At 64.6% G+C, this 12,554-nt stretch carries 10 protein-coding genes and 3 pseudogenes; 3 read left to right on the forward strand and 10 right to left on the reverse strand.

The features are described 5' to 3' along the window. From G3436_RS12465 to metG, 3 genes are all read right to left on the reverse strand, one after another. The coding region (locus G3436_RS12465; RefSeq protein ID WP_163945297.1) for an RnfABCDGE type electron transport complex subunit B at nt 1-464 on the reverse strand (464 nt) is incomplete at its 3' end. Further along, nucleotides 461-1,036, reverse strand: coding sequence for an Rnf-Nqr domain containing protein (locus G3436_RS12470; RefSeq protein WP_163945300.1), 576 nt, complete (start codon nt 1,034-1,036; stop codon nt 461-463). The genes G3436_RS12470 and G3436_RS12465, both read right to left, overlap by 4 nt. 94 nt (nt 1,037-1,130) lie before the next feature. Beyond that, a complete protein-coding gene (gene metG / locus G3436_RS12475) occupies nt 1,131-3,170 on the reverse strand; it encodes a methionine--tRNA ligase (RefSeq protein WP_163945315.1) in 2,040 nt (679 codons plus the stop codon). A gap of 151 nt (nt 3,171-3,321) precedes the next feature. Here metG and apbC point away from each other — a divergent pair, with 151 nt between their 5' ends. After that, on the forward strand, nt 3,322-4,416 hold the full coding sequence (gene apbC / locus G3436_RS12480; protein WP_163945318.1) for an iron-sulfur cluster carrier protein ApbC: 1,095 nt from the start codon (nt 3,322-3,324) through the stop codon (nt 4,414-4,416). 110 nt (nt 4,417-4,526) lie between these two features. On the opposite strand, the gene G3436_RS12485 is transcribed toward apbC, so the two are convergent. Then, the gene (locus G3436_RS12485) at nt 4,527-4,736 is read right to left on the reverse strand and encodes a cold-shock protein (RefSeq protein ID WP_163945321.1); all 210 of its coding nucleotides are present in this window, start codon (nt 4,734-4,736) and stop codon (nt 4,527-4,529) included. Between the two features lie 351 nt (nt 4,737-5,087). Between G3436_RS12485 and dcd the strand changes: the two genes are divergently transcribed. Both dcd and G3436_RS12495 read left to right on the forward strand, forming a co-directional pair. Next, the gene (gene dcd / locus G3436_RS12490) at nt 5,088-5,654 is read left to right on the forward strand and encodes a dCTP deaminase (protein WP_163945323.1); all 567 of its coding nucleotides are present in this window, start codon (nt 5,088-5,090) and stop codon (nt 5,652-5,654) included. Nucleotides 5,655-5,754: 100 nt separating this feature from the next. Beyond that, the gene (locus G3436_RS12495) at nt 5,755-5,982 is read left to right on the forward strand and encodes a hypothetical protein (RefSeq protein WP_163945326.1); all 228 of its coding nucleotides are present in this window, start codon (nt 5,755-5,757) and stop codon (nt 5,980-5,982) included. A gap of 1 nt (nt 5,983) precedes the next feature. On the opposite strand, the gene pdeM is transcribed toward G3436_RS12495, so the two are convergent. From pdeM to G3436_RS12525, 6 genes and pseudogenes are all read right to left on the reverse strand, one after another. Then, nucleotides 5,984-6,643 carry a ligase-associated DNA damage response endonuclease PdeM gene (pdeM, locus tag G3436_RS12500; protein ID WP_163945329.1) on the reverse strand — a complete coding sequence of 220 codons (660 nt, stop codon included), beginning with the start codon at nt 6,641-6,643 and terminating at the stop codon, nt 5,984-5,986. Continuing rightward, nucleotides 6,644-9,102 (reverse strand): annotated as a pseudogene (locus G3436_RS12505) (ligase-associated DNA damage response DEXH box helicase). A 61-nt stretch (nt 9,103-9,163) separates the two neighbouring features. Next, nucleotides 9,164-9,927, reverse strand: a pseudogene (locus G3436_RS12510) (ABC transporter ATP-binding protein). Between the two features lie 10 nt (nt 9,928-9,937). After that, nucleotides 9,938-11,052 (reverse strand): annotated as a pseudogene (locus tag G3436_RS12515) (succinylglutamate desuccinylase/aspartoacylase family protein). Between the two features lie 8 nt (nt 11,053-11,060). Further along, nucleotides 11,061-11,771 carry an ABC transporter permease gene (locus G3436_RS12520; RefSeq protein WP_163945331.1) on the reverse strand — a complete coding sequence of 237 codons (711 nt, stop codon included), beginning with the start codon at nt 11,769-11,771 and terminating at the stop codon, nt 11,061-11,063. Continuing rightward, entirely contained in the window at nt 11,768-12,496 is a 729-nt protein-coding gene (locus tag G3436_RS12525) for an ABC transporter permease (RefSeq protein ID WP_163945334.1), read from the reverse strand. Before G3436_RS12525 ends, G3436_RS12520 begins: the two co-directional genes overlap by 4 nt. Nucleotides 12,497-12,554 lie beyond the last annotated feature (58 nt).

Consider the following 12,554-nt stretch of genomic DNA (forward strand, 5'->3'; position numbering starts at 1 on the left):
GCCCGCGCGGCGTATTGCGCCTCGGAATGCGCCAGGCCGCCGACAATCGGCACGATGCTGCTGTTGCTCGGCAGCGCCAGCAGGTCGATGCAGTCGACCGGGCAGGGCGCCACGCACAGGTCGCACCCGGTGCATTCGGCGCTGATGACCGTGTGCATCAGTTTTGCTGCGCCGACAATCGCGTCTACCGGGCAGGCCTGGATGCACTTGGTGCAGCCAATGCACTCGGCTTCGCGGATAAACGCCACCTGGGCGGGGGCACTGCCTCGCTCAGGGTCCAGCGCGATCACGGGCACCTGCAGCAGCATGGCCAGTGCGGCAATCGTTTCGCTGCCGCCGGGTGGGCATTTGTTGATCGCTTCGCCAGCGGCCAGCCCCTGGGCATAGGGCTGGCAGCCGGCATGCCCGCATTTGCCGCACTGGGTTTGGGGCAGCAGGGCGTCAATGCGTTGAATCAGGCTCATGGGGTAAACAATCCGTTGAAGCCGAGAAAGGCCAGGGCCATGATCCCGGCGCCGATCAAGCTGATGGGCAGGCCGCGAAACGCCGCCGGTACCGCATCGCTGCGTTGGCAAAGGTCATCGAACAGGCTCAGTACCAGCCAGAAACCCAGGCCACTGCCCAGGCTCAAGGCCACGCTTGTCAGCAGCCCGGCAGCGGCGTCACTGACCTGCAGTGCCAGCCCGAGCAGGGCGGCATTGCCGAGCAGCAGCGGCTTGAGCCGCGCAAATGGCCAGCCGGGCACCTGACGTTGCAGCAGGCTCAGGATCGGCGCGATCAGCAGCACGCACAGCGGCATGAACACGAACAGGCGCAGGTACTCGAGTGCAAGCGGGCGCAGCAGGTGCAGGTACAGCAACTGCCCGAGCGGTATCGCCAGCAGCAGCATCACCAGGGTTGCCAGCCCCAGCGCATGCACACGCTGGCGCTGCAGCGCCGTACCCGACTGCAGCAACGGGTCAAGGCCCAGTGCCTGGTGCAGGACGACGTTGTTGACCAGCGCGGCGCTGAGCAAGGTGAGTAACAGTTCGGTCATGAGGGCGCCACAAGCGAAGGGCTGAGCGCCATTATCCGGCAATCACGCGGCAATGAGAACGCCCCGGCCACTGAGGGTCGGGGCGCAGGGGGGCTTACTTGATGCGCTGGCCTGGCTTGGCGCCGCTGTCAGGGCTGAGCAGGTAGATTTCCTCGCCACCAGGGCCCGCAGCCATCACCATGCCTTCGGAGATCCCGAAGCGCATTTTACGTGGCTTGAGGTTGGCGATCATCATGGTCAGCCGACCTTCCAGCTTGGCCGGGTCCGGGTAGGCGGACTTGATGCCGGAGAACACATTGCGCTGCTCGTCACCGATGTCCAGGGTCAGGCGCAGCAGCTTGTCGGCACCTTCCACGGCTTCGGCCTTGAGGATCAGCGCAACCCGCAGGTCGACGGCGGCAAACGCATCGAAGTCGATCTCGGCAGACAACGGGTCCTTGGCCAGTTCGCCGTTGCCGCTGGCAACGCTGGTCTGGCTGGCGGCCAGGTCTTCCTTGGAGGCGTCGGTCATGGCCTGTACCTTGACCGGGTCGATGCGCGTCATCAGCGCCTTGAACGGGTTGAGGGTGTGGTTTTCGAGGCGGCTCTGGTGATCGTTCCAGGTCAGTGGCGCGACGTTCAGGAACGCCTCGGCGTCGGCGGCCAGCAATGGCAGCACCGGCTTGAGGAAGATCACCAGTTGGCGGAACAGGTTGATGCCCTGGGCGCATACGGCCTGCACTTCGTCCTGCTTGCCCTCCTGCTTGGCCAGCGACCAGGGGGCCTTGTCGGCGATCCAGGCGTTGGCGCGGTCGGCCAGGGCCATGATCTCGCGCATCGCGCGGGCGAAGTCGCGGCCTTCGTAGGCCTCGGCAATACCGGGTGCTGCGGCGAGGAAGGCTTCGGTCAGCTCGGGTGCGGCATCGCCAGCCACCATCACGCCGTCATTGCCCTTGTGGATGAAGCCTGCACAACGGCTGGCGATGTTGACCACCTTGCCGACCAGGTCCGAGTTGACCTTCTGCACGAAGTCTTCCAGGTTCAGGTCCAGGTCATCCACGCCGCGCCCCAGCTTGGCGGCGTAGTAGTAGCGCAGGTATTCCGGCGACAGGTGGTCCAGGTAGGTGCGGGCTTTGATGAAGGTGCCGCGCGACTTGGACATCTTCTGGCCATTGACGGTCAGGTAGCCGTGCACGTTGATGGCGGTCGGCGTGCGATAGCCTGCGCCTTCGAGCATCGCGGGCCAGAACAGGGCGTGGAAGTTGACGATGTCCTTGCCGATGAAGTGATACAGCTCGGTGCTGGAATCTTTTTTCCAGTAGGCGTCGAAGTCCAGGTCCGGGCGACGGGCACAGAGGTTCTTGAAACTGGCCATGTAGCCGATCGGCGCATCCAGCCACACGTAGAAGTACTTGCCCGGCTCGTCAGGGATCTCGAAGCCGAAGTACGGCGCGTCACGCGAGATGTCCCATTCCTGCAGGCCGGCATCCAGCCATTCGGCGATCTTGTTGGCCACGGCGTCCTGCAGGGTGCCGCTGCGGGTCCACTGCTGCAGCATGGCCTGGAAGTCGGGCAGCTTGAAGAAGAAGTGCTGGCTGTCCTTGAGTACCGGGGTGGCACCGGAGATCGCTGACTTGGGGTTCTTCAGCTCGGTGGGCGCATAGGTGGCGCCGCACTTTTCGCAGTTGTCGCCGTACTGGTCTTCGGCCGCGCACTTGGGGCAGGTGCCCTTGATGAAGCGGTCGGCCAGGAACATCTGCTTGTCGGGGTCGAAGTACTGGGTGATCGAGCGGTTGGCGATGTGCCCCGCGTCACGCAGCTTGAGGTAGATCTGGCTCGACAGCTCGCGGTTTTCTTCGGCGTGGGTCGAGTGGAAGTTGTCGAACTCCACCAGGAAGTCGGCGAAGTCACCGCTGTGCTCGGCCTGGACGGCGGCGATCAGTTGCTCGGGCGTGATGCCTTCCTTTTCGGCACGCAGCATGATCGCAGAACCATGCGCGTCGTCGGCGCAGACGTAGGTGCACTGGTTGCCGCGGTGCTTCTGGAAGCGCACCCACATGTCTGTCTGGATGTACTCGAGCATGTGGCCAAGGTGGATCGACCCGTTGGCATAGGGCAGGGCGCTGGTGACGAGAATCTGACGTGGCTCGGACATGGGGGCTCGGCTACTTTCGGCTACAAGGTATGAACGGTGATCGGCCACTATAAAACGATGGGAAATATATTTCACCCCATGCAGGTATCTGCCGATGTTTCACGGGTTAGCATAGCGGCCTGTTTCACTCAGTCTTTTATCGGGAGTCTCCATGAGCGCCGTCACTCGCGCAGCGGTTGAAGCCGTCCTTCGCCAATACACCGACCCTTACCTGAACCAGGACCCGGTCAGCGCCGGCTGTGTGCAGGCCATCGATATCCAGGGCGATCACGTCAGCGTGGCCTTGCAGCTCGGTTATGCTGCCGGCCTGTTCAAGAACGGCTGGGCCCAGGTGCTGCAGACCGCGCTTGAAGGGATCGCGGGTGTCCGTTCGGCACGGGTCGAGATCAATTGCGTGATCGCCGCGCACAAGGCCCAGGCACAGATCCCGGGGCTGGCCAACGTCAAGAACATCGTCGCCGTGGCCTCGGGCAAGGGCGGCGTGGGCAAGTCCACCACCGCCGCCAACCTGGCCCTGGCACTGGCCCGCGAAGGTGCACGGGTGGGCATCCTGGACGCCGACATCTATGGGCCGAGCCAGGGTGTGATGTTCGGCATTGCCGAAGGCACACGTCCAAGCATCCGCGAGCAGAAGTGGTTCGTGCCGTTGCAGGCGCATGGTGTGCAAGTCATGTCCATGGCCTTCCTGACCGACGACAACACGCCGATGGTCTGGCGCGGGCCGATGGTGTCCGGGGCGTTGCTGCAACTGGTGACCCAGACTGCCTGGGACAACCTCGACTACCTGGTGATCGACATGCCGCCAGGCACCGGTGACATCCAGCTGACCCTGGCGCAGAAGGTGCCGGTGGCCGGTTCGGTGATCGTTACCACGCCGCAGGACCTGGCCTTGCTCGACGCGAAGAAGGGTGTCGAGATGTTCCGCAAGGTGAGTATCCCGGTGCTGGGCGTGGTCGAGAACATGGCCGTGCACATCTGCTCCAACTGCGGGCATGCCGAGCACCTGTTCGGTGAGGGGGGCGGCGAGAAGCTGGCGACTCAGTTCGGTGTGGAGCTGCTGGCCTCGCTGCCGTTGTCGATGGCGATTCGCGAGCAGGCCGACAGTGGCACGCCGACGGCGATTGCCGAACCGCAAAGCCCGGTTGCCATGGTGTATCAGGAACTGGCGCGGCGGGTGGGTGCACGCATCGTGCTGCAGGCGGCGGCGGCGCCAGCCATGCCAAGCATCACCATCAGCGAAGACTGATTCCAAACCATCACCAGCAGGTGCCGGCAAGGTCGGTGCCTGCAGGAACAACAGGCAAAAAAAAGCCCCGCCGATGAGGGCAGGGCTTCTTTCAAGCAGTGAAGCGCAAGTTAGGCAACTTGTACTTCTTCAGCTTGCATGCCTTTCTGACCGCGGGTAGCGATGAAAGTGACCGCTTGGCCTTCTTTCAGGCTTTTGAAGCCGTCAGCTTGAATGGCTTTGAAGTGAACGAACAGGTCGTCACCCGATTGTGGGGTGATGAAACCGAAACCTTTTTCATCGTTGAACCACTTAACAACACCGGATTGGCGATTGGACATAGTCTGTCTCCTTGGACAAAGTTAATTACGGCTCAGGAAATGCCCTGGCCGAGACTGAGTGCAAAGAGGCAGAAAATTCATGAAGATGTGTTGATCAAGATCTTGCATCAGGTAGAGATTCTCAGTGACACGTGCAGCACAGTGGCGTCACCATAACCCTTTTTCCAGAACGTGCCAATGGTCTTGTTCAGGTTTCGCATAATTGAGGACTGACGGCACTGTCCCCCTCTCTCGCAGGCCCCATTTGACAGGCATCCGAGCGCTGCGACCCCGGGAAACTTTGAACCCGGCGCGGGCCCGGTAAGATGCCCCACAGAATTTCTTCACCACGCTATTTCAGGACACCCCGCCATGAGCATCAAATCGGACAAGTGGATTCGCCGCATGGCGCAGGAACACGGCATGATCGAGCCTTTCGTCGAGCGTCAGGTACGCGGCGAAGCCGACAACCGTCTGATCTCCTTCGGCGTCTCCAGCTACGGTTACGACGTGCGCTGCGCCGATGAATTCAAGGTGTTCACCAACATCAATTCGGCCACCGTCGATCCGAAGAACTTCGACGCCGGCAGCTTTGTCGACGTCAAGAGCGACGTCTGCATCATCCCGCCGAACTCGTTCGCCCTGGCGCGCACCGTCGAGTATTTCCGCATCCCGCGCAACGTGCTGACCATCTGCCTGGGCAAAAGCACCTACGCGCGCTGCGGCATCATCGTCAACGTCACCCCGCTCGAACCCGAGTGGGAAGGCCACGTGACCCTGGAGTTCTCCAACACCACCACGCTGCCGGCCAAGATCTACGCCAACGAAGGTGTGGCGCAGATGCTGTTCCTGGAGTCCGACGAAGAGTGCGAAGTGTCCTATAAGGACCGTGGCGGCAAATACCAGGGTCAGCGTGGCGTGACCCTGCCACGCACCTGAGGCGACGAACCGAGGGAATTAGTTGCCCGATCGGCGCTCCAACGAGATGAACCGTCCCGACCCGCCAGGAGGCGTGTCGGATTTCGCTCAGGAGCCGCCGATGAAACTCGACCCTACTATCAGCGCCAAACTGGCCGTGCTGCAGCCCAATCAGATCGGGCTGGTGGCCTGGTCACTGCTGGCGCATCCGCCGTTGATGCAGGCCGGCGGTGTACCCGGTCAACCCGACCCGGACACTCCCGACACGCCACAACCTGGCGAACACCCGCCCATGGAACCGGGTGAACCCACCTTGCCCGACGAGCCGCCGCCGGCGCCTGTGGCCTGACTTAGCGTTGTAGGGGCCACACCTGGCCATCTGCGGCCAGGTAGACCCGCTCATCCGCCGCAGGCGCGATTGCCCAGCCGCCGGTGAAATCGCCGAAGGCCGGCAACACGCTGACCCGTTCGCCCATCACGAAACACGGCAGGCGCAAGCGCTGCCGGGCGCGCCCGCGCAGCACGAACACCGGGTGTACGTGCCCGGCGATGACCGCGTGGGTGGGGTGTGGCTCGGGTTCGTGTTGCAGCGCGAACGGGCCGAGCAGCAACGGCCCGTCCAGCACCTCGATGCGCAGGCACTGTGGCGGGTCGCCAGCATGCTGGTCATGATTGCCCCGCAGCAACGTCACCGTCATCGCCGCATGGGCCTCGCGCCATGCCCGCACGCGTTCCAGCGTCGCGGGGGCGCGGCCGGCGCGCGCGTGCAGAAAGTCGCCGAGGATGATCAGGCGTTCGCAGGGGTAGCTCGCCAGCAACCGGTCCAGGCGCTGCAGGGTCGCGTGGGTGGTGCCGCGAGGCACCGGCAGGTGTTGCGCGCGAAAGGTGGCGGCCTTGCCGATATGCACATCGGCCAGCAGCATCAGGCGACGGGCGGGCCAGTACAGTGCCTTGTCGGCTAGCAGCCAGAGGGTCTGGCCGAGCAGGTCGATACTCACAGGGTTGCTCACTCAAGGCTCCTTGCTTGCTGCGCGTTCGAGGTCGGCGACCATGCGTGCGATGCGGTCGGCGAGCTTTTCGGTGCTGAGGGTTTCGCGCATGCCTTCCACCAGCAATGGAAAGGCCAGCGGGCCGGGGCGCTTGAGCACCTGCACGTGCAGGCTGAGACGCCCCAGGCGTTCGAGCAGTTGCGCCAGCCGATCGGTTTCCAGTTCTTCGCTCAGCACTTCGTCACGCGCCTGCCCCAGCAGCAGGTTGTTGGCGTCGTGCTGGCGGAACACCTCGAAGAACAGGCCGCTGGAGGCCTGGATCTGTCGCGTGCTTTTTTGTGCACCGGGATAGCCGCCGAACACCAGGCCGGAGATCTGCGCAATCTCGCGAAAGCGCCGCAGCGCCATTTCACCGGCATTCAGGCTGGCCAGGGCATCATCGAGCAGGTGCGCGGGGCTCAATAGCTGCGGCAGCAGTGTGGCCCACGCCACCTCGCCGGCGCACAGCAACTCCAGCCCATAGTCATTCACCGCAATGGAAAAGCTCAGCGGCTGCGTCCGGCTGCAGCGCCAGGCCAGCAGACTGGCCAGGCCCAGGTGCGTGGTGCGCCCGGCGAACGGGTACAGAAACAGATGGCAACCCTGACGCGAGTGCCAGGTTTCGGCCAACAGCATGTCGCGGGGCGGAATCCTCGACCAGCGCTGCTGCAACAGCAGCAGAGGCTGTACCGCACGCATCTCGGGGCCGTTGAAGCGTCCGTGCGCGGCGTCATCCAGCTGGTCCACCAGCGCCCTGGCCAGCTCGCCGGACAGCGGCATGCGCCCGCCGTTCCAGCGCGGCACGGCGGCCTTGGGTGAGGTGCTGCGGCGCACATAGGCGGTCATGTTGTCGATGCGCACCAGTTCCAGCGTACGCCCCGCGAACAGGAACGCATCGCCGGGGCGCAGGCGTGCGATGAAGGCTTCCTCGACACTGCCCAGGTTGCGTCCGCCACCGCCCTTGCTCCAGTACTTCAGGTGGATGCTGGCGTCGCTGACGATGGTGCCGATGCCAAAGCGGTGGCGCGCGCCAGGCGGGCGTTGGCCACTCGCCACACGCCGTCGTCGTCCACGATCACGCGGTGGTAGTCGGGGTAGGCACCGAGCGACGCGCCGCCATTGCGCACGAATGCCAGCGCCCACTGCCATTGGTCATCGCGCAGCGTGCGGTAGGCCCAGCAACTGCGCACTTCCTGCAGCAGGTCGGGCGGCCTGAAACCGGCCCCCAGGGCCATGCTCACCAGGTGCTGGACCAGCACGTCCATGCACAGTGCCGGCGAGCGCCGCGCTTCTATCTGCCGCGCCGCTACCGCCTTGCGGGCGGCGGCGGCTTCCACCAGTTCCAGGCTGTGGGTGGGCACCAGGGTGACGCGCGAAGGGCGCCCTGGCGCGTGGCCCGAGCGCCCCGCGCGCTGCATCAGCCGCGCCACACCCTTGGCTGAACCGATCTGCAGCACCCGCTCGACGGGCAGGAAGTCGACCCCCAGGTCCAGGCTCGAGGTACACACGACGGCCTTGAGCTGGCCTTGCTTGAGGCTTTGCTCCACCCAGTTGCGGGTTTCGCGGGCCAGCGAGGCGTGGTGCAGGGCAATGATGCCGGCCCAATCGGGCCTGGCCTCCAGCAGTGCCTGGTACCACAACTCGGCCTGGGCGCGGGTGTTGGTGAACACCAGGCAACTGCTGCTGGCAGCGATTTCGTCGCGCACCTGGGCCAGCAGCTTCAGGCCCATGTGTCCGGCCCAGGGGAAGCGTTCGATGGCCGGCGGCAGCAGCGTGTCGACCTCGATGCGTTTGTCCTGGCGGCCTTGCACCAGGCAGCCGCCGTCTGGCAACAGCACCTCGCGCGCGTGCTCCAGGTTGCCCAGGGTTGCCGAGATCCCCCACACAATCAGCCCGGGGTGCCAGCGGCGCAGGCGCGCCAGGGCCAGTTGCAGCTGTACGCCACGCTTGTTGCCGAGCAGTTCGTGCCATTCGTCCACCACGACCATGCGCAGGTGCGCAAAATCGCTGTGTGCGGCTTCGCGGGTGAGCAGCAGGGTCAGGCTTTCGGGGGTGCTGATCAGGCTGCTGGGCAGGCGACGGCTCTGGCGTGCACGTTCGGCGCTGGAAGTGTCGCCACTGCGTACGCCCAGGCTCCAGTGAATGCCCAGTTCGTCCAGCGGCGCCTGCAGCGCGCGCGCGGTGTCGGCCGCCAGGGCGCGCATGGGGGTGATCCAGAGCACCTGCAACGGCGCGCGGTGTTTGCCCTTCGGCGTGTCGAGGGCGGCCAGGTACTGCAGGGCCGCGAGCCACACCGCGTAGGTCTTGCCGGCGCCGGTGCTGGCGTGCAGCAGCCCCGACTCGCCGCGAGCGACGGCGGCCCACACGCGCTGTTGAAACGCGAACGGCCGCCAGCCACGAGTGGCAAACCAGGGGCCAGCGAGGTCGGACGGTTTGCGCATGCCGGGGCCGCTTGTGGGCAAGGGGTGTGTCTTCACAGACCACACCCGCCCGGCATTAGTTTTACTTGAGATTGCCGCTGAGGAACTGGCGCAACCGTTCGCTCTTCGGATTGCCCAGCACATCCGCCGGCGCCCCCTGTTCTTCCACCAGCCCTTGATGCAGGAACAGCACCTGGCTCGACACCTGGCGCGCAAAGCTCATCTCGTGGGTCACCATGATCATGGTGCGACCTTCCTCGGCCAGGCCCTGGATCACCCGCAACACTTCACCCACCAGCTCCGGGTCCAGCGCCGAGGTGGGTTCGTCGAACAGCATCACCTCCGGCTCCATCGCCAGTGCCCGCGCAATCGCCACGCGCTGCTGCTGGCCACCGGACAGAAACGCCGGGTACTGGTCGGCCACCCGCGGCGCCAGGCCAACCTTGTCCAGATACGCGCGGGCGCGCGCCTCGGCGTCGTGCTTGCTCACCCCCAGCACCCGGCGCGGCGCCATGCTGATGTTCTCCAGCACGCTCAGGTGGCTCCACAGGTTGAAGTGCTGGAACACCATGGCCAGGCGCGTACGGATACGCTGCAGCTCATCGGCATCGGCCACATGCAGGCCATGGCGGTCGTGCACCATGCGCACCGGCTGGCGTCGAGGGTCATGCTGCCTTCGTCGGGTTGTTCGAGAAAGTTGATGCATCGCAAAAAGGTGCTCTTGCCCGAGCCGCTGGCGCCGATCAGGCTGATCACATCACCGGTTTTCGCCTGTAACGACACGCCCTTGAGTACGTGGTGCTCGCCGTAGCGTTTATGCAGCCCTTCGATGGTGAGTTTGTACATGCACAGGCCCTTATGGCGATAACAGGTAGCCGCTGCGGTATGGCTGGTTGCCCGCAACGTGCGCGATCACCATGCCGGCGGTGGCCATGCGGCGCAGCGAGCGGGCATACATCAGCCCGGCCTGGTGGTTGTGGATCGGGGTCACACGGTCACTCAGCGGGTCGATCACTTCGGCAATCAGTTGCCCGGCCTGCACGTGCTGGCCCGGTGTGGCATGAAACACCAGCAGCCCGCCCAGCGGCGTGGCCACCGGTTCCACCGCCGCCAGCGGTGTGGCCGGGTAGGCCAGTGCCGGCAACGGCGCGGGCTCGCCCTCGATGGCACCGAAACGGGTCAGGTAATGCAGGATTGCACTGCAGTCGGCACTGGCCAGCGGGTGGCTGACATCGCCCTGGCCACGCAACTCGACGGTCACCGAAAAACTGCCCTGCGGAATCGGGAACTGCTTGGCGAAGCGTTGCTGCAACTGCCACCACACCAGGGTGAAGCACTCATCGAACGACTGCCCGCCCGAGTCGGTGGCCAGCAGGCTGGCCTGCGCGCCCAGGTAGCGTGACAGCGCCTCGACCTGCGGCCAGGCTTCGGGGGTGGTGTAGAGGTGTTCCACCGCTTCGAAATCACAGTGCAGGTCCAGCACCATGTCGGCGTCGCAGGCCAGCCGTTGCAGGGTCAGGCGCTGCGACTGCAACGGGGTCATTGCAGGGTGGGCGTGCAGCGCGCGGCGCAGGCACTCGCGGATCAGTTCGAGGTTGTGCGCCGGGTCCTGGGTCAGGTGCGCTTCGATCTGGTCGCCGATGGTGTCGCTCAGGTCGACGAACTTGCGGTTGAAGTTCTCGCCGCTCTGCAGCTCGTAGCGCCCCAGCGGCACGTCCATCAGCACCTGTTCCAGGCCTACCGGGTTGGCAATCGGCACCAGCACGATCTCGTGGCGCAGGCGGCCCTGGCGCTCCAGCTCGCCAAGGCGTTGCTTGAGGTGCCAGGCCACCAGCATGCCGGGCAGTTCGTCGGCGTGCAGCGAAGCCTGGATGTAGACCTTGCCGGCGCGCGCGGGCCGAAGTGAAAGCTGTGGATCTGGCGTGAAATCCCCGGCACCGGGGCCAGGATGTCGTGGGTCTTGTGGTGCATGAACTGTCCTAGTGAGCAGGTCCGAGGAACGCCAGCCAGCGCCGTTCGGCGAGGCGGAACAGGCCTACCAGGGCGAACGTCACGCACAGGTAGATGGCTGCAGCGGTGCCGAACGACTGAAAGGTCAGGAAGGTGGCGGAGTTGGCGTCGCGGGCAACCTTGAGGATGTCCGGCACGGTGGCAGTGAAGGCCACGGTGGTGGAATGCAGCATCAGAATCACCTCATTGCTGTAGTACGGCAGCGAGCGGCGCAGCGCGGACGGCATGATGATATAAGCATAAAGTTTCCACCCGCGCAGGCCGTAGGCCTTGGCCGCCTCCACTTCACCGTGGTGCATGCTGCGGATCGCCCCGGCGAAGATCTCGGTGGTGTAGGCGCAGGTGTTGAGCGCAAAGGCCAGAATGGTGCAGTTCATCGCATCGCGAAAAAAGCTGTCGAGCAGTGGCTGGCCGCGCACCATTTCCAGGCTGTAGATGCCGGTGTAGCAGATCAGCAGCTGGATGTAGAGTGGGGTGCCGCGAAACAGGTAGGTGTAGAACTGCACCGGCCAGCGTACCCAGAAACGCCGCGATACCCGCGCGATCGACAGCGGGATCGACACCACGAAGCCGATCAGCAGCGAGGCGCTGAGCAGCCACATCGTCATGGCCAGCCCGGTGATGTGGGTGCCGTCGGTGTAAAGGAACGCGCGCCAGTATTCCTGCAGCAGTTCGATCATCGCAGTGCCTCCCGGGTGCCGACGTTGTAGCGCCGTTCCAGCCAGCGCAGGGCCACGTTCGAGGCGCTGGTGATCAGCAGGTAGATAAAGGCAGCCACCACCAGAAAGTAGAACAGCTGGTAGGTGCTCTTGCCGGCATCCTGAGCGGCCTTGACCAGGTCGGCCAGGCCGATGATCGACACCAGTGCGGTGGCCTTGAGCATCACCATCCAGTTGTTGCCGATACCGGGCAGGGCAAAGCGCATCATCTGCGGGAAGACCACGAAGCGAAATCGCTGGAACCGTTTGAGACCATACGCTTTGGCGGCCTCGACCTGGCCGCGTGGCACGGCCAGGATCGCCCCGCGAAAGGTCTCGGTGAAGTAGGCGCCGTAGATGAAGCCCAGCGTAATGACCCCGGCGGCGAACGGGTTGATCTCGATGTACTCCCACTCCATCGCGTCGGTCAGGGTGGTGAGCCAGGTTTGCAGGCTATAGAAGATCAGCAGCATCAGCACCAGGTCGGGGACGCCGCGGATCAGCGTGGTATAGAGCTGTGCCGGCAAGCGCAGCAGGCGCACCGAGGACAGCTTGGCGCTGGCACCCAGCAAGCCCAGGCCGACGCTGACCAGCAGTGACATGATGGACAGTTGCACGGTCATCCAGGTGCCTTGCAGCAACAGAGGGCCGAAGCCCCTCAGGCTGAAGGCCGAGAGGCCGAGGTACTGCAGTAGGTCGTCGAACATGGAGCGAACCTGTGCGCAGGATATGAAATCGCGCCGCGTTCTTCGCTGGCAAGCCAGC

The sequence above is a fragment of the Pseudomonas brassicae genome (assembly GCF_010671725.1).
Classification (GTDB): Bacteria; Pseudomonadota; Gammaproteobacteria; order Pseudomonadales; family Pseudomonadaceae; genus Aquipseudomonas; species Aquipseudomonas brassicae.

Bases quoted from the DNA above. Each gene is read 5' to 3' on its own strand.
- G3436_RS12470 (WP_163945300.1), bottom strand. From the start codon at position 1,036: ATGACCGAACTGTTACTCACCTTGCTCAGCGCCGCGCTGGTCAACAAC.
- metG (WP_163945315.1), bottom strand. From the start codon at position 3,170: ATGTCCGAGCCACGTCAGATTCTCGTCACCAGCGCCCTGCCCTATGCC.
- apbC (WP_163945318.1), top strand. From the start codon at position 3,322: ATGAGCGCCGTCACTCGCGCAGCGGTTGAAGCCGTCCTTCGCCAATAC.
- G3436_RS12485 (WP_163945321.1), bottom strand. From the start codon at position 4,736: ATGTCCAATCGCCAATCCGGTGTTGTTAAGTGGTTCAACGATGAAAAA.
- dcd (WP_163945323.1), top strand. From the start codon at position 5,088: ATGAGCATCAAATCGGACAAGTGGATTCGCCGCATGGCGCAGGAACAC.
- G3436_RS12495 (WP_163945326.1), top strand. From the start codon at position 5,755: ATGAAACTCGACCCTACTATCAGCGCCAAACTGGCCGTGCTGCAGCCC.
- G3436_RS12520 (WP_163945331.1), bottom strand. From the start codon at position 11,771: ATGATCGAACTGCTGCAGGAATACTGGCGCGCGTTCCTTTACACCGAC.
- G3436_RS12525 (WP_163945334.1), bottom strand. From the start codon at position 12,496: ATGTTCGACGACCTACTGCAGTACCTCGGCCTCTCGGCCTTCAGCCTG.